The 25,547-nt window shown below is 64.0% G+C and carries 25 protein-coding genes; 7 read left to right on the top strand and 18 right to left on the bottom strand.

Annotated elements, in window-relative coordinates; all coding sequences use genetic code 11:
* Nucleotides 1–52: 52 nt before the first annotated feature.
* The 4 genes from ACX80A_RS07700 to glnA all read right to left on the bottom strand — a co-directional run bounded on the left by ACX80A_RS07700 (nt 53) and on the right by glnA (nt 5,061).
* Entirely contained in the window at nt 53–202 is a 150-nt protein-coding gene (locus ACX80A_RS07700) for a hypothetical protein (protein WP_459259107.1), read from the bottom strand.
* Nucleotides 203–316: 114 nt separating this feature from the next.
* Nucleotides 317–517, bottom strand: a complete 201-nt coding sequence (locus tag ACX80A_RS07695) for an AsnC family protein (RefSeq protein ID WP_459259106.1) — start codon at nt 515–517, stop codon at nt 317–319.
* Nucleotides 518–695: 178 nt separating this feature from the next.
* Nucleotides 696–3,707, bottom strand: a complete 3,012-nt coding sequence (locus ACX80A_RS07690; protein ID WP_459259105.1) for a bifunctional [glutamine synthetase] adenylyltransferase/[glutamine synthetase]-adenylyl-L-tyrosine phosphorylase — start codon at nt 3,705–3,707, stop codon at nt 696–698.
* Nucleotides 3,708–3,720: 13 nt separating this feature from the next.
* Entirely contained in the window at nt 3,721–5,061 is a 1,341-nt protein-coding gene (glnA, locus tag ACX80A_RS07685; protein ID WP_459259104.1) for a type I glutamate--ammonia ligase, read from the bottom strand.
* A gap of 111 nt (nt 5,062–5,172) precedes the next feature.
* Here glnA and panB point away from each other — a divergent pair, with 111 nt between their 5' ends.
* Nucleotides 5,173–6,057 carry a 3-methyl-2-oxobutanoate hydroxymethyltransferase gene (panB, locus tag ACX80A_RS07680; RefSeq protein WP_459259103.1) on the top strand — a complete coding sequence of 295 codons (885 nt, stop codon included), beginning with the start codon at nt 5,173–5,175 and terminating at the stop codon, nt 6,055–6,057.
* 3 nt (nt 6,058–6,060) lie between these two features.
* Here the strand turns inward: panB and ACX80A_RS07675 are convergent, their stop codons facing one another.
* The gene (locus ACX80A_RS07675; protein WP_459259102.1) at nt 6,061–6,225 is read right to left on the bottom strand and encodes an SPOR domain-containing protein; all 165 of its coding nucleotides are present in this window, start codon (nt 6,223–6,225) and stop codon (nt 6,061–6,063) included.
* A 60-nt stretch (nt 6,226–6,285) separates the two neighbouring features.
* Between ACX80A_RS07675 and map the strand changes: the two genes are divergently transcribed.
* Genes map through ACX80A_RS07655 form a run of 4 tightly spaced genes read left to right on the top strand, consistent with a single transcriptional unit; the run spans nt 6,286 to nt 8,812 of the window.
* Nucleotides 6,286–7,164, top strand: a complete 879-nt coding sequence (gene map / locus ACX80A_RS07670) for a type I methionyl aminopeptidase (protein ID WP_459259101.1) — start codon at nt 6,286–6,288, stop codon at nt 7,162–7,164.
* A gap of 59 nt (nt 7,165–7,223) precedes the next feature.
* Nucleotides 7,224–8,063 (top strand): polyphosphate--glucose phosphotransferase, encoded by an 840-nt coding sequence (gene ppgK, locus ACX80A_RS07665; RefSeq protein WP_459259099.1) that lies wholly within the window; start codon nt 7,224–7,226, stop codon nt 8,061–8,063.
* Entirely contained in the window at nt 8,056–8,280 is a 225-nt protein-coding gene (locus ACX80A_RS07660) for an SDR family NAD(P)-dependent oxidoreductase (protein ID WP_459259098.1), read from the top strand. Before ppgK ends, ACX80A_RS07660 begins: the two co-directional genes overlap by 8 nt.
* Entirely contained in the window at nt 8,171–8,812 is a 642-nt protein-coding gene (locus ACX80A_RS07655; RefSeq protein ID WP_459259097.1) for an SDR family oxidoreductase, read from the top strand. Before ACX80A_RS07660 ends, ACX80A_RS07655 begins: the two co-directional genes overlap by 110 nt.
* A gap of 96 nt (nt 8,813–8,908) precedes the next feature.
* On the opposite strand, the gene nrdR is transcribed toward ACX80A_RS07655, so the two are convergent.
* The 6 genes from nrdR to ACX80A_RS07625 all read right to left on the bottom strand — a co-directional run bounded on the left by nrdR (nt 8,909) and on the right by ACX80A_RS07625 (nt 15,969).
* Nucleotides 8,909–9,397, bottom strand: coding sequence for a transcriptional regulator NrdR (gene nrdR / locus ACX80A_RS07650; protein ID WP_459259096.1), 489 nt, complete (start codon nt 9,395–9,397; stop codon nt 8,909–8,911).
* 111 nt (nt 9,398–9,508) lie between these two features.
* Nucleotides 9,509–10,870, bottom strand: a complete 1,362-nt coding sequence (gene hisD, locus ACX80A_RS07645; RefSeq protein WP_459259095.1) for a histidinol dehydrogenase — start codon at nt 10,868–10,870, stop codon at nt 9,509–9,511.
* Nucleotides 10,871–10,932: 62 nt separating this feature from the next.
* Nucleotides 10,933–12,237: a cation:proton antiporter gene (locus tag ACX80A_RS07640; protein ID WP_459259094.1), complete on the bottom strand. Its 1,305-nt coding sequence runs from the start codon at nt 12,235–12,237 to the stop codon at nt 10,933–10,935.
* A 114-nt stretch (nt 12,238–12,351) separates the two neighbouring features.
* Nucleotides 12,352–13,341 (bottom strand): phosphotransferase family protein, encoded by a 990-nt coding sequence (locus ACX80A_RS07635; RefSeq protein ID WP_459259093.1) that lies wholly within the window; start codon nt 13,339–13,341, stop codon nt 12,352–12,354.
* A 64-nt stretch (nt 13,342–13,405) separates the two neighbouring features.
* Entirely contained in the window at nt 13,406–14,425 is a 1,020-nt protein-coding gene (locus ACX80A_RS07630; RefSeq protein ID WP_459259092.1) for a DUF808 domain-containing protein, read from the bottom strand.
* Between the two features lie 119 nt (nt 14,426–14,544).
* Nucleotides 14,545–15,969 (bottom strand): aminotransferase-like domain-containing protein, encoded by a 1,425-nt coding sequence (locus ACX80A_RS07625; protein ID WP_459259091.1) that lies wholly within the window; start codon nt 15,967–15,969, stop codon nt 14,545–14,547.
* Between ACX80A_RS07625 and ACX80A_RS07620 the strand changes: the two genes are divergently transcribed.
* The gene (locus tag ACX80A_RS07620) at nt 15,968–16,885 is read left to right on the top strand and encodes a DMT family transporter (RefSeq protein ID WP_459259090.1); all 918 of its coding nucleotides are present in this window, start codon (nt 15,968–15,970) and stop codon (nt 16,883–16,885) included. The genes ACX80A_RS07625 and ACX80A_RS07620 overlap by 2 nt on opposite strands.
* A gap of 83 nt (nt 16,886–16,968) precedes the next feature.
* Here ACX80A_RS07620 and ACX80A_RS07615 read toward each other — a convergent pair whose 3' ends face one another.
* From ACX80A_RS07615 to ACX80A_RS07600, 4 genes are all read right to left on the bottom strand, one after another.
* Nucleotides 16,969–17,292 carry a hypothetical protein gene (locus tag ACX80A_RS07615; RefSeq protein WP_459259089.1) on the bottom strand — a complete coding sequence of 108 codons (324 nt, stop codon included), beginning with the start codon at nt 17,290–17,292 and terminating at the stop codon, nt 16,969–16,971.
* 231 nt (nt 17,293–17,523) lie between these two features.
* Nucleotides 17,524–17,910, bottom strand: a complete 387-nt coding sequence (locus ACX80A_RS07610; RefSeq protein WP_459259087.1) for a hypothetical protein — start codon at nt 17,908–17,910, stop codon at nt 17,524–17,526.
* Between the two features lie 52 nt (nt 17,911–17,962).
* Nucleotides 17,963–18,982: an NADPH:quinone reductase gene (locus tag ACX80A_RS07605; protein WP_459259085.1), complete on the bottom strand. Its 1,020-nt coding sequence runs from the start codon at nt 18,980–18,982 to the stop codon at nt 17,963–17,965.
* Nucleotides 18,983–19,044: 62 nt separating this feature from the next.
* Nucleotides 19,045–19,557, bottom strand: coding sequence for a hypothetical protein (locus ACX80A_RS07600; RefSeq protein WP_459259084.1), 513 nt, complete (start codon nt 19,555–19,557; stop codon nt 19,045–19,047).
* A gap of 55 nt (nt 19,558–19,612) precedes the next feature.
* Here ACX80A_RS07600 and ACX80A_RS07595 point away from each other — a divergent pair, with 55 nt between their 5' ends.
* Nucleotides 19,613–20,131, top strand: coding sequence for a flavin reductase family protein (locus tag ACX80A_RS07595; protein ID WP_459259083.1), 519 nt, complete (start codon nt 19,613–19,615; stop codon nt 20,129–20,131).
* A gap of 56 nt (nt 20,132–20,187) precedes the next feature.
* Here ACX80A_RS07595 and dnaE read toward each other — a convergent pair whose 3' ends face one another.
* The 3 genes from dnaE to lspA form a co-directional block, all read right to left on the bottom strand.
* The gene (gene dnaE, locus ACX80A_RS07590) at nt 20,188–23,754 is read right to left on the bottom strand and encodes a DNA polymerase III subunit alpha (RefSeq protein ID WP_459259082.1); all 3,567 of its coding nucleotides are present in this window, start codon (nt 23,752–23,754) and stop codon (nt 20,188–20,190) included.
* 69 nt (nt 23,755–23,823) lie between these two features.
* The gene (locus tag ACX80A_RS07585; RefSeq protein ID WP_459259081.1) at nt 23,824–24,759 is read right to left on the bottom strand and encodes an RluA family pseudouridine synthase; all 936 of its coding nucleotides are present in this window, start codon (nt 24,757–24,759) and stop codon (nt 23,824–23,826) included.
* Complete coding sequence (lspA, locus tag ACX80A_RS07580; RefSeq protein WP_459259222.1) at nt 24,756–25,385, bottom strand: signal peptidase II; 630 nt, start codon at nt 25,383–25,385, stop codon at nt 24,756–24,758. Before lspA ends, ACX80A_RS07585 begins: the two co-directional genes overlap by 4 nt.
* Between the last annotated feature and the right edge of the window lie 162 nt (nt 25,386–25,547).

Here is a 25,547-nt window from a genome sequence, read left to right as displayed (position 1 = left end):
CCCGCGCGGATTCCCGTGCGGGTCTTATTTTTTGCTATAGATCTGCGACGATTCAGTAGGATGCTTCGTCCAGCGAGGTGAGTACCATGACGGCGTCCCGCACCGCTGTAGTGACCCTGATGGCAGCCTCGACACCCATCGCTCCGGCCACAGCGAGCAGCGAGCGAACACCAACTTGCGTCATTGCATTGTTGTGCATCATCACGAGCATCCTCCCTGAAGGGTTCTTACCTGATATCAAAAGGTAACGGCTGATGCTGGTGGAACTGTGCAAGCTTCCTTGATGAATCCCAGGGTGTGTCGCAGCTCACGCGGCCTAGGTCTTGCCATACTTTTTGTGCACCGCCTGGCGGGTCACCCCGAGCGCCTGGGCGATGGCCTCCCACGAGAGCCCTGCCCGGCGCGCCTGGCGCACGGCGGTCGTCTCAGCCCGGCCGAGTTCCCTGCGTAGCTCACTAACGGCCTGCAACCGGTTGACCGGTCCGCCGTCGTCGAGCGATCCGACGAGTGTCTTCATACGTTCCACCTCCATGATGTCAACCATAGTTGACAACTGGCGTGAATTTCTAGGGAGCTTTACCGCCATTCCCAGTGGCCGGGCACGGTCACTGGGAATGTCTAGACAATCCCAGTGACGGAGGCTGACCGGAGGGAAACTCCGTCGGCAGAACCAGGAACCGGACCAGAAAAGTGCCTCAGTAGCCGTAAAACGACCGTTCGAAGATGGCACGGCTCCGGCGGGTGAGCCGCAGGTAATCCTCTTCCAGCCGTGCGCCCATTCCGGGCCCGTACCCGCACCAGCGGGCCACCGCCTCGAGGTCGCGCCGCGAGGACGGCAGCAGATCCGAGGCCTTGCCACTCCAGATCACGTTCGCTGCCCGAACCCGGCTCGACAGGCACCAGCTCTGCCGCAGGGTCTGCACCTCGGGAGCGGGCAGGAGCTCGGAAGCCTCGATCGCGTCCATGGCTGCGAGGGTTGAGGTGGTCTTCAGGTCAGGATTGGCGTGGGCATGCTGCAACTGCAGCAGTTGCACCAGCCACTCGACGTCGCTGAGCCCGCCGCGACCGAGTTTAAGGTGGCGCGACGGGTCGGCCCCGCGAGGGAGACGCTCCGACTCCATCCGTGCCTTCAACCGGCGGATTTCGCGCAGGCCCTGGCCGAACAGTTCGGCCGGGTACCGGATGGGGTCAATCAGTTCGGTGAACGCCGCGGCCAGATCGTCGCTGCCCGCGACGGGCAGTGCACGCAGGAGCGCCTGCGACTCCCAGACCAGGGACCACCGCCGGTAATACTCGCGGAACGACTCGAGGGATCTCACCATCGGCCCCTGTTTGCCCTCCGGGCGCAGATCGGCGTCGATCTCAAGTACCCGCTCCGCCTGGATGGCGGGTGAACAGGGCTGCTGCAGCAGGGCAGACAGCTGGCTGACAATCCGCTCCGCCTGGCCTTGCGCCGCTGACTCGTCGGCCCCTGGGCGGGCCCGGTGCACATACATCACGTCAGCGTCGGAGCCATAGGTGATCTCGCGGCCACCCTGCCGCCCCATGGCAACGACGACGACGTCCGTCAACGGTTCTTCGTTCGAGAAGATTGCCCCCTCGGCCACGTGCAGGGCGCCGAGGATGGCCGCGCGATCCGTGGCGGAAAGGGCAGCGCCCACCGCAGCCTGATCCAGCAACCCTGAACTGTCGGCGATGGCAATGCGCAGCAGCTCCCGCCGGCGAATGAGCCTGATCAGGCGCATCGCCTCGCGGGGTTCGGGGTGCCGCGACATTTTCGACTGGATTTCGCCCCATTGCGCCACGAACCCGATCGGGACCAGGTCCTTGTCATTGCCCAGCCATTTGGTCGACTCGGGTGAGACTTCCAGCAGGTCCGCGATAAAGCGGCTGCTGGAGAGGATGTGACAGAGTCGCTCCGCTGCCGCCTTCGAGTCACGGAGCATGCCCAGGTACCAGTGGGTCTGCCCGAGACCCTCGCTGAGACGACGGAAGCCCAGGAGCCCGGCGTCGGGATCTACCCCGTCAGCCAACCAGCCCAAAAGGACCGGCAGGAGGTTCCGTTGCAGCGCGGACCGCCTGCTAAGGCCTGAGGTGAGCGCTTCGATGTGGCGCATCGCCACCTTCGGGTCCAGATAGCCCAACGCGGCGAGCCGTGCGCGGGCTGCCTCGGGGGTCAGCCTGACCTCGTCAACGCTGAGATTTGCGGCGGTGTTCAGCAGTGGACGGTAAAAGATGCTCTCATGCAGCCCGCGCACGAGCCGCTTGGTCTGCTGCCATTGTTCGATCAGGACTGCAGCGGCAGGACGGGTGGTGACCTGAGCGCCCTGGGAGGACATGGCGAGGGCGCGCCGTGACGCGTCACCCTCAGGCATCAGGTGGGTACGGCGCATATTGACGAGCTGAATCCGGTGCTCCAGGACACGCAGATAGCGGTAGGACTCATCGAACGCCTTGGCGTCGGTCCGGCCGATATAACCTGCAGCGCTGAGGGCGGCGATTGCCGAGGTGGTGTCGCGGATCCGGATCGATTCGTCAGCTTTGCCGTGCACCAGCTGCAGCAGCTGGACGGTGAATTCGACGTCGCGAAGCCCTCCCGGTCCGAGCTTGAGCTGGCGTTCCGCCTCGTGGGACGGGATATTGTCGGTCACCCGGCGGCGCATCGCCTGCACCGAGTCGACAAACCCCTCACGTTCGGACGAATTCCAGACCAGCGGCGCCACCGACTCCTCGTAGCGGCGGCCCAGATCGGCGTCGCCGGCGATGGTGCGGGCCTTAAGCAGAGCCTGGAACTCCCAGCTCTGCGCCCACCGCGCGTAGTAGGACAGGTGGGAATCGAGGGTGCGCACCAGGGGTCCGTCCCGCCCCTCGGGGCGAAGGTTGGCGTCCACCTCCCACAGTCCCGGTTCCCCGCCGCTGGCGGAGATGGCCCGCGAGATCCCGGTGGCCAGCGACGTACCAATCCGGGTTGCCAGGTCCTCGGCCAGGTCCGATGCTTCGATTACGTAGATCACATCGACGTCGGAAATGTAGTTCAACTCTCCCGCACCACACTTGCCCATTCCCATGACCGCGAGGCGCACCGAGGCCACGTCGGTGGCCGAGAAGCTGCTCGCCAGTTCGGCGCGGGAGACGGCCAGAGCTGCTTCCACCGCGGCCGCCGCGAGGTCGGCCAGTTCCTTGCCGACGGTCGGCAAGTAGTCGACCGGCGACGCCGAACACAGGTCTCTGATGGCAAGCTCCACCAGATGGCGACGGTAACATGCCCGCAGCAGGGCATACGCTTCGGTGCCGCCCAACCCGGCCACCGGAATCCCCGACGACGGATCGGCGTTCACCGATGTGAGGAGGGAGGATCGCAGCGACTCGGCGGAGACTCCCCCCGGCGTCCTGGAGGGGTTCACCCTGACGGTGTCGAGGTGCTCAGGACGCCTCATCAGGAACTCGGCTAGCGCCTCGGAGGCGCCCAGCAACCGGAACAGGGGCTCGCTGCCGGCGCCGCCGTCGGCGACCACCGCAGCAAGGTTCGGCTGGACCGCCAGCAACCGCACCAGGGATTGCAGTGCCAGGTCCGGGTTGGCTGAGCGGGCCAACCCATCGAACAGCGCCGCCTCCGGAATGCCCACCAACTCGGGGGCAGCAAGGAAACGGGAGCTCTTCTCGAGGTCGGTGAAACCCCGGCTGATGAGTTGGCGGTTCAGGCTCATCGCGGGCGCCAGGTTAGAGAATTCCGAGGTTGCGTCGCAGCTCGTAGGGCGTGACCTGGATGCGGTAGTCGTGCCACTCGGCGCGCTTGTTGCGCAGGAAGTTCTCGAAGACCTGTTCGCCGAGGATGCCGGCGACTAATTCTGAGTCCTCCATCACCCGGATGGCGTCGTGCAGGCTGGCCGGCAGGGGGTCGTGGCCCATGGCGCGCCGCTCGGTGGCCGTCAGGCTCCAGACGTCGTCCTCAGCACCCGGCGGAAGCTCGTAGCCTTCCTCGATCCCCTTCAAACCAGCACCCAGCAGCACCGAGTAGGCGAGGTACGGGTTGCTGGCCGAGTCGATACCGCGGTACTCGATCCGCGCCGATTGGCCCTTGTTCGGCTTGTAGAGGGGGACGCGGACCAGAGCCGAGCGGTTATTGTGGCCCCAGGACAGGTAGCTCGGGGCTTCTCCCCCACCCCAAAGACGCTTGTAGGAGTTGACGAACTGATTGGTGACAGCGGTGAACTCAGGGGCGTGCTTCAGGATCCCGGCGATGAACTGGCGTGCCGTTTTGGACAGCTGGAACTCGGCACCCGCTTCATAAAACGCGTTGGCGTCACCCTCGAACAGCGAGAAGTGGGTGTGCATCCCGGAGCCTGGGTGATCGGAGAACGGCTTGGGCATGAACGTGGCGTAGCTGTTCTGCGTCAGCGCCACCTCTTTGATGATGGTACGGAAGGTCATGATGTTGTCGGCGGTCTGCAGTGCATCCGCATACCGAAGGTCAATTTCGTTCTGACCCGGGCCTGCCTCGTGGTGGCTGAACTCCACCGAGATACCCACGGATTCCAGCATCGCCACCGCGGTCCGACGGAAGTCCTGGGCCACTCCGCCCGGCACATGATCGAAGTATCCAGCCTGGTCCACCGGAACGGGCTGTCCATCGGCCCCCAGCTCATCCGACTTGAGCAGGTAGAACTCGATTTCCGGGTGGGTGTAGCAGGTGAACCCCATGTCCGCTGCCTTGGCCAGGGTCCGCTTCAGCACCCCACGTGGGTCGGCCGTTGACGGCATTCCGTCAGGGGTGAGGATGTCACAGAACATCCTGGAGGTTGGTTCCTTCTCGCCCCGCCAGGGCAGAATCTGGAAGGTCGACGGGTCAGGCTGGGCGAGCATGTCCGATTCGAAAACCCGGGCCAGCCCTTCAATGGACGAGCCGTCAAAGCCCAAGCCCTCCTCAAACGCACCCTCCACCTCGGCCGGCGCCAAGGCGACCGACTTCAGCGAACCCACGACGTCGGTGAACCACAGCCGCACAAACCGCACATCGCGTTCCTCGATGGTACGCAGTACAAATTCCTGCTGCCGATCCATAGCTACCCTCTTTCATGCTGTCGTTGGTGTCGCGGGTGATCACGAGCGTCGGTCCACCAGATCACTCTACTTCCCGCGTGCCATCAGAGGTTCTGAAGTAGGCTCGACACTATGACTTCAGCAGAGATTCCAGCGCCCTACGGGACGGGTGCCCGCGACGCCGACGCCGGGATAACGGCGGCAGGGGAAGCCCGCCGCACCCCCGCCAGGATCCGCACCCACCACCTGCAACAGGCGAAGGTTGAGGGACGCCGTTTCGCCATGCTCACTGCTTATGACCAGTACGCCGCCGAGATTTTCGACGACGCCGGCATCGAAGTGCTCCTCGTGGGCGATTCCGCGGCCAACAACGTCCTCGGGTACACCACCACCTTGCCGATCACGGTGGACGAGATGATCATCTTCTCCCGGGCCGTCACCAACGGTGCCACCCGCGCCCTCGTGGTCTGCGATCTCCCTTTCGGCAGCTACGAGATCTCCCCCGCCCAGGCCATCGAATCGTCGGTCCGCCTGATGAAGGAGGGCGGCGTGCATGCGGTGAAGATGGAGGGCGGCCGCCACTACGCCGACACCGTCCGCGCGCTCACCACCGCCGGAATCCCCGTGATGGCCCACATCGGTTTCACCCCACAGAGCGAACATGCCCTCGGCGGGTACCGGGTTCAGGGCCGCGGTGACGCCGCCCAGGAACTGGTCGACGACGCCGTAGCCCTCGCCGAAGCCGGCGCGTTTTGCGTGCTGATGGAAATGGTGCCCGCCGACCTCGCCGCCGCCGTCGACCGCGCCATCAGCGTGCCGACCATTGGGATCGGCGCGGGCAACGCCACCACCGGGCAGGTGCTGGTGTGGCAGGATATGGCCGGGGTGCGTACCGGGCGCCAGCCCAAGTTCGTGAAGCAGTTCGCCGACGTACGCTCAGTGCTCTCAGCGGCTGCGAGGACGTATGGCGAGGAGGTCCGGAACGGGACGTTCCCCGGGCCGGAGCACAGCTTCTAGGTGCTACTGCTCGTCCTCGGCATCCCACGCCTGGTTGCGCTGCGCCACCTTTTCCAGGGCGCGCTCAGCATCGGCCCGCGTCGGGTAAGGCCCAATCAGTTTCCGCCAATCGGATTGCGCGTCCTCTTCGATCTCGTGGGTTTGCACGTTGTACCAGAACTCGGCCATGAGGGTCCTCCTTGGTGGTGACTTTCGGCGGGACGCCGTACCGCCTATAAGATCAAGACTATGCCTCAGCAATCCGTTAGCGCACCCGTTGGAACATTGGTACCGGGAACCGTCAGCCCTCAGTTGCCCGTCCCGGCAAGTATTCCCCGTCCTGAGTACGTGGGTCGCAGCGGGCCTGCCCCCTTCACCGGGTCTGAGGTCAAGACCCCCGAAACTATCGAAAAGATCCGCCACGCAAGCCGGCTGGCTGCGCAGGCCATCGTCGAGGTGGGCCGCCACATTGAACCGGGTGTCACCACCGATCAGCTGGACCGGGTGGGCCACCAGTTCCTCGTCGACAACGGTGCCTATCCGTCGACCCTGGGCTATCGCGGGTTCCCCAAATCACTCTGCTCGTCCTTGAACGAGGTGATTTGCCACGGCATCCCCGACACCACAGTGGTACGCGACGGTGACATCCTGAATATCGACATCACCGCCTACCTGGACGGCGTCCACGGCGACACCAATTACACCTTCCTGGTGGGCGACGTTGACGACGAGTCGCGACTGTTGGTGGAGCGGACCAAGGAATCATTGAATCGGGCCATCAGGGCAGTCGCACCCGGCCGGGAGATCAACGTGATCGGCAGGACCATCGAGTCCTACGCCCGCCGTTTCGGCTACGGCGTGGTGCGCGACTTCACCGGGCACGGCGTCGGCGAGGCGTTCCACACCGGGCTGATCATCCCCCACTACGACGCGGCCCCGGCCTACAACAGAGTCATCGAACCCGGCATGACGTTCACCATCGAACCCATGCTGACCCTCGGCACCATCGAGTGGGATATGTGGCCCGATGATTGGACCGTGCTCACCAAGGACCGCCAGCGCACCGCACAGTTTGAGCACACCCTCCTGGTGACCGACAGCGGCGCCGAAATCCTTACCGTCCCCTAACCATCGGGTCCCGGCGGCACCTGCCGCGCCGGCGGCCATGTCACAAACTCTGGAGAAACATGGGCAAGAACAGCGAAAAGAAGCAGGGAAAGGCCCTGCCCAACACCGTGATCGGCATCGACATCGGCGGCACCGGCATCAAGGGCGGCATCGTGGATCTGGTCGCCGGCGACATTGTCGGTGAACGGTTCCGAGTGCCCACCCCCCAGCCGTCCACTCCTGAGGCGGTCGCCGAGGTGGTGGCGAAGATTGTCGCTGAACTCTCCACCCGTCCCAGCGCGCCGGCACCCGACGTGCCGATCGGGGTCACGTTCCCGGCCATCATCCAGCACGGCATCGCCCGGTCGGCGGCCAACGTTGACCAAAGCTGGGTGAACACCGACGTCGATACCCTGTTCAGCACGGTCCTCAACCGCGACGTGCACGTCATCAACGACGCCGACGCCGCTGGCCTCGCGGAAGTGCGCTACGGAGCTGGCAAGGGTGTCGATGGCACGGTGCTGGTTATCACCCTGGGAACCGGCATCGGGTCAGCGTTCATTTTCGACGGGAAGCTGGTGCCCAACGCTGAGCTTGGCCACCTGGAGATTGACGGGTATGACGCCGAAACCAGGGCCTCTGCGGTGGCCCGCGAACGGGACGGAATCGGCTGGGACGAATACTCGGTCCGCCTCCAGCGATACTTCTCGCACGTCGAATTCCTGTTCTCACCCGAACTGTTCATCGTCGGCGGCGGCATTTCCAAGCGCAGCCAGGAGTACCTGCCTGGGCTAAACCTGCGTACCCGCATCATTCCGGCCCAGCTGAAGAATCAGGCCGGCATCGTCGGCGCTGCGTTGCAGGCCGCTCTGCACTTCAAGCGACTGGCAAAACTGGCTGTCGCCATCCCGGATGCCTAACCCTTCGGGCGTCGCAGTGATCACCGGCGCAAGCCGGGGAATCGGTGCTGCTATCGCCCGGCGCTGCGCCAGGGACGGCTACGCCGTGGCAGTGAAATACGCCTCGGATGGCAACGGGGGCGCTGCAGACCGTGGCCGACATCGTTGCCGCAGGAGGGTCCGCTTTGGCCATTCGGGCCGACGTGAGCGTCGCAGCCGACGTCGTCGCGCTCTTTGACCAGGCACGCGCACTCGGCGAACCCACCGCCGTGGTCAATAACGCCGGAATCACCGGGAACCTAATCGGCCCACTGGCCGACGTCCCCGCCGATGTGCTGCACCGGGTGACCGACGTCAATGTAGTGGGACCGTTACTGGTCTGCCGTGAAGCCGTCCTGCGAATGTCAACGCTGAGAGGCGGCCATGGCGGGCAGATCATCAACGTCTCCTCCACCGCAACCACGGCCGGCTCCCCCGGCACCTGGGTGCATTATGCGGCCACCAAGGGCGCTGTCGATGTGTTGACCGTTGGCCTTGCCTCAGAGGTGGGCGGTGAAGGTATTCGGGTGAACTGTGTGTCCCCCGGCAGCACCAACACCGGACTCCATGCGGCGGCTGGCATGCCGAACCGTACGGAGAAGCTCAGCCCGAGTATCCCGCTGGGGCGTCCCGCGGAACCGGACGAGATTGCGGCGGCCGTCGCCTGGCTATTGTCGGCGGAGGCTGCCTACATTACCGGGGCAGTTCTGCCCGTCAGTGGCGGACGCTAGATCCGTCTGTCCCCGACCGGTCACTTGCCGGAGGTTCGAAAGTGGTGCCGGTGGTGGCGTCGGCTTCCCCTCCGCAGCCACCACCGGAGCTTATGGTTACTGCGCAGTCAGCGGCCTCTGGGTACCGGTCGGCACCTCGCCTGCTTCACGGCGCAGTTTGGCGATAGCAGTCTCGAAGTCCTCAAGGGAGTCGAACCCCTGATACACGCTGGCGAATCGCAGGTATGCCACCTGGTCCAGCTTTTGCAGCGGTCCAAGAATGGCGAGCCCTACTTCGTGAGCGTCGATTTCCGCCACGCCGCTGGCCCGGACCGACTCTTCGACTTCCTGGGCGAGGAGCGCGAGGTCGTCTTCAGTGACCGGCCGCCCCTGGCAGGCTTTCCGCGCACCGTTGATGACTTTACTGCGGCTGAACGGCTCGCCGACCCCGGAACGCTTGATGACGCTCAGACTTGTGGTCTCCACGGTGGTGAACCTGCGTCCGCATTCGGGACATTGACGACGACGCCGGATGGCTGACCCATCATCGGCCAACCGGCTGTCGACCACCCGTGAATCGGCATTACGGCAGAAGGGACAAAACACGCCGCGCCTCTCGATCGCTGATGGCCGGTGGACACGCCACCGTGTAGAACACCACTATTGTAGAACTAGATGTGGGGAAACTACAACAGTGTTATTACTATATGTAGTGTTTTAGTCGAATCGGACCAAGACCGCGTCGCGGTGGGCTGGCAGGTCCTCGGCATCGGCAAGATGGGTGATGTGCCGGCTCACTTCATGCAGGGCGGCCTTGTTGTAGTTGATCACCTGCACCGCCTTCAGGAAGGTGGTCACGTTCAACCCCGAGGCGAAGGTAGCGGTTCCGCCGGTGGGCAGGACGTGGTTGGACCCGGCGCAGTAGTCGCCCAGGCTGACCGGACTGTAGTCGCCGACAAAGACAGCGCCGGCATTACGGATCCGATCGGCAACAACTGCGGCGTCGGCGGTCTGGATTTCCAGGTGTTCGGCGGCATAGGCGTCGCAGACGGCGATGCCGTGGTCGACGTCGTCCACCAGGATGGTACCGGATTGCGGCCCGGCCAGCGCCTCACGCACTCTCCCGGCGTGCTTGGTTGCGGAGACCTGCACTGACAGCTGACTTCGTACCCGCGCCGCAAGATCCTCGGAGTCCGTGATGAGGACCGAGGCCGCATTGGGGTCGTGTTCGGCCTGGCTGATCAGGTCAGCGGCGATCAGCCGCGGATCGGCATGGGCGTCGGCCAGCACGGCGATCTCGGTGGTGCCCGCCTCGGCGTCGATGCCGACCGTACCCTTGAGCAGCCGTTTGGCGGTGGCTACAAAGATATTGCCGGGGCCGGTGACCACGTCAACCCGCTCAAGCGTGTCGTCAATGGTGTCGCCCTCCACCCCGTAGGCGAACGCCGCGACGGCCTGCGCTCCCCCGATGGCGTACACCTCGTGGATCCCGAGCATCTCGGCTGCGGCGAGGATCACCGGGTGCGGCAGTCCACCGAATTCTTTCTGTGGTGGGGAGGCAATGGCAATCGACTGGACTCCGGCTGCCTGCGCCGGGACCACGTTCATCACCACCGACGACGGATACACGGCCAGACCGCCCGGCACATAGAGTCCCACCCGGCGAACAGCTATCCATTTGTGGGTCACCACGGCGCCCGGGCTGATCTCCACCTCGACGTCGGCGGGAACCTGGGCCGTGGCAAACCGGCGGGCTCGGTCGATTGATTCGGCGAGGGCCAGCCGGACCTCGGGTGCGAGGTCATTAAGGGCGCTGGTCAGTGCCTCGCGGGGAACGCGTGGTGAGGCCTGGTCCACGCCGTCGAACTTCAGGGCGAGTTCTCTCAGCGCGGTCAGCCCGCGCTCCCGAACGTCGGCGAGGATCGCGGCGACCGGGGCTTCGACGCCGGAGCCGCTCATTTCTGGTCGCGGCATGACTGCGGCGAGGGCGGCGCCGGTGAGGGCGCTGCCCCGCAGGTCGATGGTCCGGAACTCGGTAAAGGAGTCGGGTGGGGACTGTTGGGCGAGCGAAATATTCACCCCGCAAGTCTACCGAACGGCGGTCCCGGGGAGACAGGTGGGGGTTGCGCCGCCCCGAACCGTCAGATTGTCGTTCTTGGGGCGGCGTCCTCGGTACCGGACTCTCGTAATGCTTTGCGCTTCCGGGCCCGGTCAAGGGCGTTGATCATCGGTGCGGCGGTGACACCGTGAAGGAGAATGGACATAACGATGACGAGGCCGACAATGCGCCATAGGGCCTCGTCCTGGCTGGCGAACTCGCCCTTGGACAGGGCGTAGCTCAGGTAATAAATGGAACCGATGCCGCGGACGCCGAAAAAGGAGATGACGGCGCGCTCCCACGGTCCGGTGCCGCCCCGGGCGAGGCTAATCCAGGCCGAGATGGGTCGCACCAGGAGAAGAAAGGCGAGTGCCACGAGAATTTCGCTCAGGGTTACCCCTGACAGCAGCCCCCTTGCCACGGCCCCGCCGAGGAGAACGAGCACCACCACGGTGAGTAGCCGCTCGAGCTGCTCAATATAGCTGTGCAGCACGCCATGGAACCCGTGGGTCTGCTCGCCGGAACGGATAGTCACGGCGCAGACGAACACAGCAATAAACCCATACCCTTCAACCATCTCGGTGACCCCGTAGGTCAGGAAGGTAGCTGCGAGGGCAACGAAGCCCTCGGAGTGGCTCGCCATCCGTGCACTTTCAACCCTTGACTGGAAGAAGATCCGGCTGAGCAGCTTGCCCACCCCGAAGCCGAACAGGCATCCAATGCCGATTCGCCAGACTACGTCCAGGGCCAGGAACTCGGGAAACCACGCTGAGGGCGCAGCACCCACCAGGCTAATCGCGATTGCAAGATAAACAAAGGGAAAGGCAAGCCCGTCGTTGAGACCCGCCTCGGAGGTTAGGCCGAACCGCACCTCATCCTCGGACTCGAGATCCTCTTCCGTTTCGGACGGCGCACCGACCTGCACTTCCGATGCCAGCACCGGATCCGTGGGCGCAAGTGCCGCCGCGACAAGGATTGCCCCAGCCAACCCGAGGCCAAGCACCCACATTCCGAGCAGCGTGAAGGCGATGAGGCACAATGGCATCGCGATTCCGAGCAACCGCCAGGTGGTCGCCCAGCGCTTCCGGCCCACCTTTCGGTCCAAGGCCAACCCGGCGCCCATGAGGGACACGATCACGCAGATCTCGCTGAGGTGGATAGCGATGTCACTGTACGCAATTGGGTCTGGGTCCGGCAGTCCGTCGGCCAGGGAAAACACCACGAACCCCGCCGCAAGGAACATCATGGGCATCGATACCGGCGCCCGCATCAACAACCGTGGCAGCAGTGCTGCTGCGAAGACTGCGATCCCCGCGCCAGCGAATATCAGACTCGGCGCCTCAAACACCGGTACCTCTTTCCTCGTGCGGATCAGTACACCCAGTGTGAACTACGCAAGAAAAGGCTACGCCGAATATTTGGCTCGGTGGAACAGGACCCCGGTGTCAGTGACGGAGTCGCCCTAGTTCAACTGCGCGAGGACGCCTTTCATCTCGGGGTAGGTACCTGCCAGATGTGCTTCCTCCCCCATTCTGCGGTATTCCAGTTGAGTTTCGGCAATGCTCCGAGCGTGATAGAAATGTGCTCTCACGGTCGCGTGGGTGGAAGCCTCAGGCGCTCGGCCGTAGCCCCGCCGGAATGCTTGCTGTACCTCGATGGGGCGAGTGCGTAGGAGGAATAGCGTCCAATCCGATTCGGGATCTCCCCAGGTAATCCGATCACAATCGAAGATTCCCACTATGCGCGGCTTGGGCCCGTCAGCTTCAAGCATCACGTTGCCAATCCACAGGTCACCGTGCAGCAACCGCGGTACAACCCACTTATCGATCGCAGGTCTGTGCACTTCGATCAGCTGAATTACCTTCTGAATGTCCGATGCATCGAGGTCAGCATCCGCCAAATCAGCCGCGATAGCATGAAACGTCGCTGTGAGGCTGTCACTCCACCTATCGTACTGATCGCCTTTCACCGGTCCGAAACGGTTCCCGGCTTGCGAATGAATTTCTGCCAGGACCTGGCCGAGCTGAAACCAGAAATCGAGCTGCTGGTCAGCGGTGTACAACTTCAGGGATTGGGACGCCGGAACACCTGGTAGATGTGACTGAATCAGGTAGTCACGCGTGATCGTTAGCTGAGTGAAATCTGCGCGGACAACCACCGGCATAAGATGCCCCACGGACGCCAATAATGGGATGCTGGCATACTCGTTCCGCAGCAACTGGTGCTCGAGACGTGACTGACGGCGCTGCTCCGGTGCTACTCGCAGGATCAGCGAAGCCGCGCCCTGGCGGTCCAATCGGTACGTTGTGTTGTAGCGACCCCCAGACAGCTCATGCACAGCACTAGGCGCTGGCCCGCGGGGAAAGGCCTGATGAAGGACCGCCTGCAACTCCTCATCGGATAAGGGCTGCTGAAAGTCTGCTGGCTTCCGAGGGAATGAATGTACCTGCATATCCTGAATCCTAGGCGACCGCCAAGACCCCTCTCACGAATCGTCCGCCTTTGATGTTTATGCGCTAGGACGCCGAATCAACGTTACGCTTCCCCGGCCGGTAGCCGGCGATCGCGGCGCGCACGTCTCCCTCTTCATGTTCACCCTTCGCCTTGCCGAACGGCAGTGCCTTGAGCAGCGGGTGCAGGATTGCCATGACGAACAGACCCCAAACGAGTCCGAGAACGGCCGAGCACAGGGTGTTCACAAGCCAGGCCAGGAAGCCGCCCACGACCGGGATCCCGACGAAAGGTGACTCAAGGGCGTGGACCAGGTCATACGGCAGGTGCCACCCGAGGTCGTAGACCCCTTGGAGCATGATGTGACCACCAACCCACAGCATGGCAACTGTCCCTATCAGAGTGATTGCGGCGAGGACGCCGGGCATCCCCTTGACGAGCAACTCGCCGAAGCGCTGGGAACCCGCCGAGTCCTTTGTCGTCAGATGCAGGCCGATGTCGTCCATTTTGACGATAAGTGCAACGGCGCCATAGACGATCACCGTGATCGCGAGCGCTACGACGACCAGGATAATCGCCCGGGCCCACAAGGACTCGTCGGCCACCTCGTTCATCGATATGACCATAATTTCGCAGGACAGGATGAAGTCGGTGGTGATGGCACCCTTGGTCACCTTGGCTTCCGCCTCGGGGCCGCGTTCGACCGCTGGCGTCTTCTCAGCGGAATGGCCTCGCAGCTTGTGCCAGACCTTCTCGGCGCCTTCGAAGCAGAGGTAGGTGCCGCCGAGCATCAGGATAAATGGAATGACGCCCGGCACGAAGGCGCTGATCAGCAGCAGTGCCGGCAGGATGATCAACAGTTTGTTGCGGAGCGAGCCCCAGAAGATCCGTTTGATCATTGGCAGTTCGCGGGACGGGTCCGCGCCCGACACATACTGCGGGGTGACGGCGGCGTCGTCGATTACGACGCCGGCGGCCTTCGCTCCCGCCTTGGCCGCCCCGGCAGCGACGTCGTCCACCGAAGCGGCAGCTATGCGTGCCAGGGCAGCGACGTCGTCCAACAGTGCGACGAGACCGCCGCTCACAGGTTGCCCCCGCACGACGAGAAAACGGACGGCTGGGCGTGGATACCTCGGTCGAGGCGGCTGATCGGCATGCTCGAAGTATATTCGAGCGGACGGCCCACCGGCGGGAGTGGCGGGCACTAACTGAGAGTGGACCGATTTCCTTGGCCAAGGGCCTTACCGATGATCTGGGCTGCTTCGGGGTACGCCGCTGGGTTTGGGCCGGAGTAATTGAGCCGGATATGTGGTCCGGTGGGTTCGGTGGGGAACCATTCGTTACCTGGTGCGATGAAGACGTTGTTGGTTTCGCATTCTCTGATCAATTTGGTGAGGTCTGTTTCGTCGGAGAGTCTGATCCAGAGGTTGAGTCCCCCCAGTGGGATTGTCGTGACCTGCGCGAGAGGCGCGTACCTGTTGAGGCTGTCGACGAGAAGGTCCCGGCGTGACTGGAGTTGCTGGCGGAGACCCCGGAGGTGGGTCTGCCACCCGGGTTGGGTGACGACGTCGAGCGCGGCGGATTGCAGGACACCGCTGACGTACATCGAGGCGGCGGCAAGGTCATTGGTGATTCGTTCGCGGGCTGGTCCGCGGGCGATAACGGCGGCGACTCTCAGCGCTGGGGAAATGCTTTTGGTGAGGGAACGGACGTACACCACATGACCGGCGTCGTCGTGGGCTGCTACCGGTGTGGGGTGGGTGGAGATGCCGAAGTCGTGCGCCCAGTCATCTTCGATCAGGAACGCCCCGTGAGACTTCACCACATCCAGGATCTGGGTTGCGGTGGTCCGGGACCATTGGGCGCCGGTGGGGTTGGCGTAGTTGGGCTGTGTGTAGAAGGCACGGGCACCGGTCTCTTCGAAAGCGCGGGCGACGTCCTCCGGGTCCGGGCCGTTGCGGCCGGAAGGAACAGGAATCAACCGAACCCCGGCCTGCTCGGCGGCGAGAATCGCACCCCAATAGGTTGGGGATTCGATCAGTAGCGGCTGCCCCGTGGAAACCAGCGCACGGAAGATGGAGCTGAGTCCACTCTGGCTACCAGGAAGCACGACGACGTCGTTGGCCAGGACGGGGGTCACCCCGACAGGAGTGGCCGCGGCCAGTTCCGAAGCAAACCAGGACTGCAGCTCAGGATGACCGGATACCGCGGATCTGCTCAGGGCGGAGTCGCTGCGGGCGGCTCGGAGGAGCGCTGCCCGCACCAGGCGTTCCGGGAGCAGCTCCCGATCCGGGTACCCACCATGGAGCGCTATCCCACCCACTAGGGAGGGCCGCATCGTTGCCGAGGCCGAGATTGAACGGCTGTGTGCGGACCCGAGGGCTGCGGTTTGCCACCCAAAATTCGATGGGCGCACGGCCCGGACAGCCCGGACGAAGGTCCCTACCCCTGGACGACTCTCGATCAGGCCCTGGGCAGTCAACGTACGAAGCGCCTTCTGAACCGTGACGGGACTAGCCGCATAGCGTTCCACTAACGAACGGGTCGACGGCAGCCTGGCACCTGCGGGGGCTCCCGCGATCCAGTCCCGGAGCTCCACGACAATCCGCATACTGCTATCGTTGATCATGAACCCCAATAGTAGCGCTACTCATCAAATGTCACCCCTGCTATCCTCGTCACGAGTTGGAATTGCCTGGGGTTTACTCGGTGTCGCGGCGTTCTCCTTCACCGTCCCTTTCACCCGCGTCGCTGTCGGCGGCCTCTCCCCGCTGTTCATTGGCTCGGGCCGCTCCGTCATTGCCGCCGCCATCGCTATTGCGGCCCTTGCTCTCACCCAACAACGAATCCCCAACGCCAGCCAATGGATGCGCCTCTGCGTTGTCGCCGGTGGGATCGTCATCGGCTTCCCACTACTCACCTCCTTCGCCCTCACCACGACGCCAGCAAGCCACGGAGCCGTGGTCATCGCCCTCCTCCCCGCCGCTACAGCAGTCATGGCCGTGATCAGAGGAAAGGAACGACAGCCCCGATCGTTCTGGGCCATGGCGATCATCGGATCGATCGCAGCGGTCGGCTTCGCCACCATTCAAGGCGATGGCCTTACTCACCTCACAGTGTCAGATCTGTTGCTGTTTGGGGCTGTCGTTGCAGCAGCCATCGGGTACGCCGAGGGCGGGTTACTCGCGCGCGAGCTTGGCGCCTGGCAAACGGTGTCCTGGGCATTGGTGATCGCTGCGCCGCTGATGGTCGTGCTCACGATCGTCGCGGCGGTTCAGCAACCCCCTGCTGGAACTGCCCTTGAGTGGGCTGCTTTCGGTTACCTCGCTGTGGTCAGCATGTTCCTGGGGTTCTTCGCCTGGTACCGCGGCCTCGCTATCGGACCCATGTCCCAGGTCAGCCAGGTCCAACTCATCCAGCCAGTGCTCAGCATCCTCTGGGCGGTCCTGCTGCTTGGGGAGGAAATAACCACGGCGACCATCCTCGGCGGTATCGCTGTGATCCTCTGCGCAGGCATCGCGGTTCGCACCCGCCTCAGCGGTTAGACGGCACGAGATGGTTCGGGGCACCCTCCAACGCACCATCGGAGCCACGGGTGCTCCCGTGACCCCGATGGTGTAGGAGGTTGTCAGCTCGTCGGCGGCGCGGCGACGCATCCGTTAGCAATGAACTCTTCCGCTCCAGGACCCCAGTTCAGTCCGGGGAAGGACCCGCTTGCATTGGGCAAAGCCCAATCGAAGGGTGGTATGACATCCTCGAGGTCCTGGTGGTTTTGGTGTCCCCTGACCACGGCGATTTCATCGGTAGTGATGACCACGAAGGGGTTGGTCTCGCTGCCTGTCGCGTGACAATAGGTGACCTTGTGATCCGGCGGTGGAGAGGCAATAGCCGAAGGTGCCCCTCCCAGCAGGACGAGCCCAGCTGCAGCGAGGGAAGCTAATAGTTTGTCCATGTTCGTGACTCCTCAGTTCAGATTTCAGCCAGCTACGGTAAATCAGGGCCCGGCAACGCACACGCTTGCATGCTGGTTGAAGGATAGGATGAGCGCCCTTCGGAACACCCGAGTAAGCCCTACTTGTCTTCTTGGTCCTCAGCAATTACTGCTACGCGGGTACTAGGGCTTTCGGCCACCGAAGAGCGGATTCGAAACCTTTCCCAACGATGAACCGGCGCTGAAACACCTCTAAGCCAGCGGATCGCGCACCTGACCGTACCGTGGCTGCCCGCCGTCCGGGCCCTCGCCGTGAGTTCGATCCACCCCTTTGTCCCCCCGCACGCGGTGACTCAGATCCTCCGGGCTGGAGCCCAAGTGGGGCGGTTTGACGGATGAGAAGTCCGCCCCGTCAACGGCACCATGCGAGGGAAGACAAATGGTGAAAAGAAAGGCAATCGCGAACGCCACCAATCCGGCACGCCACCCCACATCGCTGCGGAGGACGTTGTCGGTTCCTCCAGAAGTCACAACGGCGGCAACGACGCCCACAAAGAGGCCAGCCATGACGCCCAGCACCAGCCCGGGTCCCAGACGTCGCAGGAGACGGCGAACGAGATCCTGATGCATGAAAGCCATTTCCCACTCCTCGGAACAGTCTCAGTCAGCTGCGCAAACGCACACTGTGTCGTTACCTTATATCGGCTACGCGGATCAGGACCTTGCCGGTGACGCCACTCTCGACGGCGTCGTGGGCGGCCGCTGTTTCCTCGAGCGGGAACCAGGTCAGCGGGAGTCCCGCCGACTCCCCCACCGGCAGTGCGCCGGCCCGCAGCGCGGCGGTAATGTCCTCGGCGGCGGCCTGCAGGGCAACGGGTCCCACCGTGTACAGGAGCAGACCCTGCCAACGGACGTTCTTCGCAAAGCTCGCGATGATCGGGGCGGTGAAGTCGTCCCCATTGTTGTTCGCGTAATAGGCGATGCTCCCGTGGTTGGCGAGCACCTCGACGTCGAGCCCTGCGTTCTGCGCCGGCGCCACCTCCACCACCTGATCGACGCCCTCGGATGCAATCTCGCGGATCCGGTCGGCGAGTGACTCATCCGGGTACTGCACAACATGATGGGCGCCAGCGGCTCGTGCCAACTCCGCCTTTGAGCCACTGCTCACCGTCGCGATGACGGTCGCCCCCGCCCAGACAGCCAACTGGATCGCTGCATGACCCACCGCTCCTGCGCCGCCCTGAACAAGGACCACGCGGCCCGTGAGCGCTTCCGGCGCGAGCCGGGATGGACCGCGCTCGTGCACGGTCAGTGCCCGGTGCGCCGTCATCGCCGGCACCCCGAGGCTGGCGGCGACGTCGAAGTCAATGCCCTCCGGTAACCTCACAACCCGGTCAGCCGGAAGTACGGCAAACTCCTGGGCGGTCCCGGTCGGACGCCCATGCGCCGCAAGGTACAGCCAGACCCGATCGCCCAGCTCAACATCGGTCACTCCCTCACCCACCGCATCGACAACCCCCGCGCCATCCTGGTTCGGGACCACCTCCGCGAAGGCCAGGTCGCCGGCAGAGCGTGCCTTCCAATCGGTGGGATTTACACCTGAGGCGACGATGCGAACCCGCACTTCTCCCGGGCCGGGAGCTGCGATGTCGCGGTCGGCGATTGAGAGAACGGTCGACGGGCCAGTGTGGGAGTAAACGATTGCTTTCATGGCTGATGGAACCAGCTGGCCCCACGCGCTATTCCCATGACGGCGAGGACCTCGTGCACGGGCTAGGTACGGCGTTTGCCCCAGGCCAGCTCAATCAGCGTCGAAATGAATACCACAAGGGCCGCGGCTGCGGGCCAGATGGCCGCCGCGCCGAGGGAGTGCAACACAAACTCGGGGTCGGCCCCGAACATCCTGCCCAGCCATTGTCCGGCGACGACGGCGAGCACGGAACCGATTAATGAACCGCCTGCTGTTGCGCCGATCCGCTGCCATGCCCCGGGGAGGTCCATCCGCTGGACCAGGAGCCATCCCACCACAACGCCGACCAGCAGCTGCAGACCGCCGAGGGTAAGATCGCTCAGCAAACCAGCGTCCTCGGGTGCCGGGTTTCCGTAGAGTCCGCCGCCGGGCGCGGCGAACCACCATGCCACGCCCATCAGAAGCCCCAGCCCCGCCATCGCGCTGGCCCACCACAGCAGTGAGGTGGGCGGAACCGCTGTGGCATCGGTGGTGACCGTGTACACGGGCGGCGGATAACTGCCGGGCTGCTCGGCGTCAGGATTGGAGGGGTGCATGACTTATACATTAACAAAGTAATGCGTGGACGGGACCTCGCCTAGGGTGGGGTGCGTGGATGCCCTAGACCCAGCCGACCAGCCCGTCACCGACCCGACAGAAGCCTTCCGAGACGCCTTCCGACGCCATCCGGCCGGGGTGACGATCATCACCGCGGTGTATCAGGGCAAACCCTTTGGCTTCACTGCGACGTCGGTGTCGTCCCTCTCGGCGGCTCCGCCGCGGTTCACCTTCAACATGGCCCGCACCTCTTCGTCCTGGCCCGCCATCGCGAACACCAACTACATTGGCGTGCACATGCTCGGCCTCGCCAACCGGGAACTTGCTGACCGGTTTGCGCGGACCCAAGACCGATTCGACGGGGACCATTGGAAGCCCGGCCCGCACGGTGTGCCCCTTTTGGACGACGTCGCAGCACACCTGATCGGTCGGATCAGCATGCGGTTATCCTTCGAGAACAACGCTGTGGTGGTTGCTGAAGTGCAAGCCGGCGAGGTGGGACCGCCCGGGGTGCCGCTGCTCTATCACGGCGGGGCGTACGGGCAACCCACCGCGCTGGACTACGAAATCTGACCGAGATCTGACCGGCCGGTTGGGCATCCAGCTTCCGGTGGCACGTCTGGTTCCGGTTACACGTCCAGGCAGGCGGGGCCGAGAAGCACCTTGAGGTCGCCGAAGAGGGACGACGTCGGGTTGACACGCAGCTCGACCCCCAACCGCATGACCTCTACTTTCCGGTTACTGTTCAACCGGATCTGGACTTCGCTGGTTCCGGGATGGGTTCTCAGGACGTCCCGCAGAGCGACGACCGCCGTCTCGGTGGCCTTGTGGTGGGCCATGGAGATGACCACCGGCCCCGAATGTCCTTCGCTGAGGTCGGGGACGCTGAGTTCCTGGGCGTTGAGGGTTACCGCGCCGTCGTCGCGCCGCTGCAAACGTCCGCGGACGACGACGATCAGGTCCTCCGCCAGGACCCCCGCGATCGGGCCGTAGACCTGGCCGAAGAACATCACTTCCATCGACCCGGCGAGATCCTCAATCTCGGCCCGGGCATAGGCGTTGCCGCTGTTCTTCGCGATCCGCCGCTGCAGCGAAGTGATCATCCCCGCGATGGTGACCATGGCGCCGTCGGCAGGGCCTTCGTCGCTGATGATTGACGTGATCGACGAATCCGCGTGCTGGCTCAGGATCCCGTCTAGGCCCTGCAGCGGATGATCGGAGACGTAGAGGCCCAGCATGTCCCGTTCGAAGGAGAGCTTGTCCTTCTTCTCCCACTCCGGCAGATCGGGCACCTCCACCGAGAGTCCGCCCACCGAGCCGGGTTCGTCGAAGGCGCTGAAAAGGTCAAACTGGTTGGCCGCCTCGTTGCGCTTGAGGACGATCACCGAGTCGACCGCTTCCTCATGGATTATCGCGAGGGCGCGGCGCGGGTGCTTCAGCGAGTCGAAGGACCCGGCCTTGATCAACGATTCGATGGTCCGCTTGTTGCAGACCACCGCTGGCACCTTCTGGAGGAAGTCGCTGAACGAGGTGAACGCACCCTTCTCGGTGCGGGCACCCACCATCGCGCCCACCACGTTGGCGCCCACGTTACGGATGGCCCCCATCCCGAACCGGATATCGGTTCCGACCGGGGTGAAGTTGACGCTCGACTCGTTGACGTCCGGCGGCAGCACGGTAATGCCCATCCGACGGCATTCGTTGAGGTAGATCGCGAGCTTGTCCTTGTCATCGCCGACGCTGGTGAGCAGTGCGGCCATGTACTCGGCGGGGTGGTGCGCCTTGAGGTACGCCGTCCAGTAGGACACCAGGCCATAGGCGGCCGAGTGGGCCTTGTTGAAGGCGTAGTCGGAGAACGGCAGCAGGATATCCCAGAGGGTTTTGATCGCCGCTTCCGAGTACCCGTTGTCCTTCATACCGTTGGCGAAGCCCTCGTACTGCTTGTCCAGTTCGGACTTCTTCTTCTTGCCCATCGCCCGGCGGAGAATATCCGCGCGTCCCAGCGAGTAGCCGGCGACCTTCTGGGCGATAGCCATCACCTGTTCCTGGTACACGATCAGGCCGTAGGTGGTCCCCAGAATCTCAGCGAGTGGTGCCTCCAGCTCGGGGTGAATGGGGGTCACCTCCTGCACGCCGGTCTTGCGCAGCGCGTAGTTGGTGTGGGAGTTGGCACCCATGGGCCCCGGCCGGTACAACGCAATGACGGCCGAGATGTCTTCAAAGTTGTCGGGGCGCATCAACTTCAGGAGGGCGCGCATCGGCCCTCCATCGAGCTGGAACACGCCCAGGGTGTCGCCGCGGGCCAACAGCTCGTAGGATCCCTTGTCCTCGAGGTCCAGGTCCTCGAGCACCAGTTCGATGTCCTTGTTGAGTTTGATGTTCTCCACCGCGTCGGTGATGATCGTCAGGTTCCTCAGGCCAAGGAAGTCCATCTTGATCAGGCCGAGGTTCTCACACGTGGGGTAGTCGAACTGCGTGATGATCTGGCCGTCCTGATCACGGCGCATCAGCGGGATGATGTCGATCAGAGGGTCCGAGGACATGATGACCCCGGCCGCGTGCACACCCCATTGCCGCTTCAGTCCTTCCAGGCCGAGCGCGGTCTCGAAGACCTTCGCGGCGTCGGCGTCGGACTTCAGGAGTTCACGGAGTTCCTCGGCTTCCGAGTACCGTTTGGCGTCCTTGTTGTGCACATCGGTGAGGGCGAGCCCCTTGCCCATCACGTCAGGTGGCATGGCTTTGGTGAGCCGCTCCCCCATCGAGAACGGGTATCCCATCACCCGGGAGGAGTCCTTCATGGCCTGCTTGGCCTTGATGGTGCCGTAGGTGACGATCATGGCCACCCGCTCATCACCGTACTTCTCGGTGACGTAGCGGATCACTTCCGAACGGCGCCGATCATCGAAGTCGACGTCGAAGTCGGGCATCGACACACGCTCGGGGTTGAGGAACCGTTCGAAAATCAGCCCATGCTGCAGCGGATCGAGGTCGGTGATGCGCATGGCGTAGGCAACCATCGACCCGGCACCGGAGCCACGGCCGGGACCCACCCTGATGCCGTTGTCCTTGGCCCAGTTGATGAAGTCGGCAACCACCAGGAAGTAGCTGGGGAAGCCCATCTGGGTGATGACGCCGGTCTCGTATTCGGCCTGCTTGCGGACGGCGTCGGGGATCCCTGCCGGGTAGCGGAACTGCAGCCCGGTCTCGACCTCCTTCACGAACCACGATTGCTCGCTTTCCCCCTCCGGGACGGGGAAGCCCGGCATGTAGTTCGCCTTGGTGTTGAACTCGACGTCGCACCGCTCGGCAATGAGGAGGGTGTTGTCGCAGGCGTCGGGGAAATCGCTGAAGATGGAGCGCATCTCGGCGGGGGATTTGAGGTAGAACTCGTTGGCGTCGAACTTGAACCGCTTGGGATCCGCCATTGTGGAACCGGACTGCACACACAACAGGGCGGCGTGGGCTTTGGAGTCCTCCGCGTGCGTGTAGTGCAGGTCATTGGTGGCCACCAGCGGCAACCCCAGCTCACGGGCCAACTTGATCAGGTCGGCCTTAACGTTGCGTTCAATGTCCAGGCCGTGGTCCATCAGTTCGCAGAAAAAGTTGTCGGCACCGAAAATGTCCCGGAAGTCGGAGGCCGCCTGGACTGCCTCACGGTACAGGCCGAGGCGCAGCTTGGTCTGCACCTCGCCCGAGGGGCACCCGGTGGTCCCGATCAGGCCCTTGCCGTAAGTCTGCAGCAGGTCCCGGTCCATCCTCGGCTTGTACAGGTACCCCTCCAGCGAGGCCAGGGAGGACATCCTGAACAGGTTGTGCATGCCCTCGGTGGTCTCGGACCAGAGGGTCATGTGGGTGTACGCGCCGGCTCCGGAGACGTCGTCGCGTCCACCACCGCCCCACTTCACGCGGGTCTTGTCCGCACGAGCCGTCCCAGGGGTGAGATACGCCTCCACCCCGATGATGGGCTTGATCCCGGCCGCGCGGGCCTTGTCCCAAAAATCGAAGGCCCCGAAGACAAACCCATGGTCGGTGGTGGCCAGGGCGTTCATGCCCAGTTCCTCGGTGTGGCTGAACAGATCAGTCAGCCGTGCGGCGCCGTCGAGCATTGAATACTCGGTGTGATTGTGCAGGTGAACGAAGGAATCTTCGCGGGTTGGCTTGGCCGGGGAAGCTTGGGGGGATGCTGTTGAAACCACCCTCCCATTCTAGGTCAGCCGGCCCCCTCCTCCGGCTGACCTGCCGAGCCGGAGGCGCGCCGCCCCGGCTCAGATGGTGCCGGAAGCCAGGGCTTCGAGGGCGTATTGGAGATCGTTCGGGTAGGGGCTGGTCGCGCTGACCGTTTCCCCGGACACCGGATGCTCGAACGTGAGTTTCTGGGCGTGGAGCCATTGGCGGGTGAGTCCCAGATTGGCGGCCAGGCGCGGATCGGCGCCGTAGGTCAGGTCACCCACGCACGGGTGGCGGAGGGCCGAGAAGTGGACCCGGATCTGGTGGGTCCGGCCCGTCTCAAGGTTGACTTCAAGCAGGCTGGCCTTCCCGAACGCCTCCAGCACCGTGTAATGGGTTCGGGAGGGCCGCCCGTCCTCCAGCACGGCGAAGCGCCAGTCGTGGGCGGGGTGCCTGCCGATCGGCGCGTCTATGGTTCCTTCGAGCGGATCCGGGAGCCCTTGCACCAGCGCGTGGTACACCTTCTCTACCGTGCGTTCCTTGAACGCCCGCTTCAGCACCGTGTAGGAATGTTCAGTTTTGGCGACCACCATGGCCCCGGAGGTACCCACGTCGAGGCGGTGCACAATTCCGGCTCGTTCGGAAGCTCCCGACGTCGAGATGCGGTAGCCCGCGCCGGCGAGGGCGCCGACGACGGTGGGCCCCACCCAGCCCGGCGAGGGATGCGCTGCGACGCCGACTGGCTTGTCGATGACCACAAGGTCGTCGTCGTCATACAAGATTCCCATGCCGTCAACGGTCTCCACAACGACGGCCAGCGGGTCGACTCTGGCCGGCACCCGGATCCGGAGCACCGCGCCAGCGGCAGGACGATCGGACTTCCCGACCGGGTTGCCGTCGCTGGTCACGAAGCCGGCCACGCACCAGGCGGCAGCTGCGGAGCGTGAAACCCCGGCAACAGCAGCGAGTACAGCATCCGCCCGGGAGCCACCTAGCTCGGCGGGCACCCGCTCGTCCCGTTCAATGGCGTTCACTTGGCGTCCACCGGGCCGCCGGGCGAAGGATCAGCCGGCGGCTCATCATTGCTGCGCTGGCCGTCCATACCGATGCCGCGCAGGGTGAGCAGGCAGATCAGGCAGACCCCCGTGACAACGGCAGAATCGGCGATGTTGAAGATAGCGAAGTTGGGGAATGCAATGAAGTCAACAACATGGCCCTGGCCAAATGAGGGTTCCCTGACCAGCCTGTCGGTCAGGTTGCCCAAGGCACCGCCGAGGACCAGTCCCAGCGCCGTAGCCCACCACCAGGAGGCAATCTTGCGGACCTGCGTCAGGATGGCGATCGACACGACAGCCATGATGATGGTGAACACCCAGGTGTAGTCAGTGCCGATAGAAAACGCTGCGCCAGGGTTGCGGATGAAGTGCCAGCTCAACAGCGGCGGGAGCACCGGGATGATCTGCCCTTCAGTCATCGTGGAAACAACCCAGATCTTGGTCAGCTGGTCGGCGACATAGATCACTGCGCAGTAAGCAGCGAAGAGCAGCGCGTAGCGTGCACCGGTGCGCTGCCGATGGCTGGCAGCCGTGGAGGGTGCACGGTCCGTGGAGGGTTCGTCAGAGCTTGTTGGAAGGCCGTGCTCGGGTGTCTGGTCTGTCATAACGCTTTCGGGTCTGGCGCTGCCGTTGGCTGCGCCGGTAGGGGAAAGGTGCAGCGTCAACACTGCTTACCAGCCTACGGCAGAGGCCGACCTCCGGGGGTCCCGGGGCCGGCCTCCTGGCATGCCTGTAATTGGTTGCGCCGATCAGGTGGCGCAGGGGTG

The sequence above is a fragment of the Arthrobacter sp. TMN-50 genome (assembly GCF_054511125.1).
This window is presented reverse-complemented; position numbering and strand designations above follow the sequence as displayed.

Coding starts and splice junctions, on each gene's coding strand:
- ACX80A_RS07635 (WP_459259093.1), bottom strand. CDS start 13,341: ATGCAGGTACATTCATTCCCTCGGAAGCCAGCAGACTTTCAGCAGCCC.
- ACX80A_RS07690 (WP_459259105.1), bottom strand. CDS start 3,707: ATGAGCCTGAACCGCCAACTCATCAGCCGGGGTTTCACCGACCTCGAG.
- map (WP_459259101.1), top strand. CDS start 6,286: ATGCCTCAGCAATCCGTTAGCGCACCCGTTGGAACATTGGTACCGGGA.
- ACX80A_RS07625 (WP_459259091.1), bottom strand. CDS start 15,969: ATGATCAACGATAGCAGTATGCGGATTGTCGTGGAGCTCCGGGACTGG.
- ACX80A_RS07600 (WP_459259084.1), bottom strand. CDS start 19,557: ATGCACCCCTCCAATCCTGACGCCGAGCAGCCCGGCAGTTATCCGCCG.
- ACX80A_RS07700 (WP_459259107.1), bottom strand. CDS start 202: ATGATGCACAACAATGCAATGACGCAAGTTGGTGTTCGCTCGCTGCTC.
- ACX80A_RS07620 (WP_459259090.1), top strand. CDS start 15,968: ATGAACCCCAATAGTAGCGCTACTCATCAAATGTCACCCCTGCTATCC.
- ACX80A_RS07605 (WP_459259085.1), bottom strand. CDS start 18,982: ATGAAAGCAATCGTTTACTCCCACACTGGCCCGTCGACCGTTCTCTCA.
- lspA (WP_459259222.1), bottom strand. CDS start 25,385: ATGACAGACCAGACACCCGAGCACGGCCTTCCAACAAGCTCTGACGAA.
- ACX80A_RS07655 (WP_459259097.1), top strand. CDS start 8,171: ATGGCAACGGGGGCGCTGCAGACCGTGGCCGACATCGTTGCCGCAGGA.
- glnA (WP_459259104.1), bottom strand. CDS start 5,061: ATGGATCGGCAGCAGGAATTTGTACTGCGTACCATCGAGGAACGCGAT.
- ACX80A_RS07675 (WP_459259102.1), bottom strand. CDS start 6,225: ATGGCCGAGTTCTGGTACAACGTGCAAACCCACGAGATCGAAGAGGAC.
- ACX80A_RS07610 (WP_459259087.1), bottom strand. CDS start 17,910: ATGGCTTTCATGCATCAGGATCTCGTTCGCCGTCTCCTGCGACGTCTG.
- ppgK (WP_459259099.1), top strand. CDS start 7,224: ATGGGCAAGAACAGCGAAAAGAAGCAGGGAAAGGCCCTGCCCAACACC.
- ACX80A_RS07660 (WP_459259098.1), top strand. CDS start 8,056: ATGCCTAACCCTTCGGGCGTCGCAGTGATCACCGGCGCAAGCCGGGGA.
- ACX80A_RS07695 (WP_459259106.1), bottom strand. CDS start 517: ATGAAGACACTCGTCGGATCGCTCGACGACGGCGGACCGGTCAACCGG.
- panB (WP_459259103.1), top strand. CDS start 5,173: ATGACTTCAGCAGAGATTCCAGCGCCCTACGGGACGGGTGCCCGCGAC.
- ACX80A_RS07615 (WP_459259089.1), bottom strand. CDS start 17,292: ATGGACAAACTATTAGCTTCCCTCGCTGCAGCTGGGCTCGTCCTGCTG.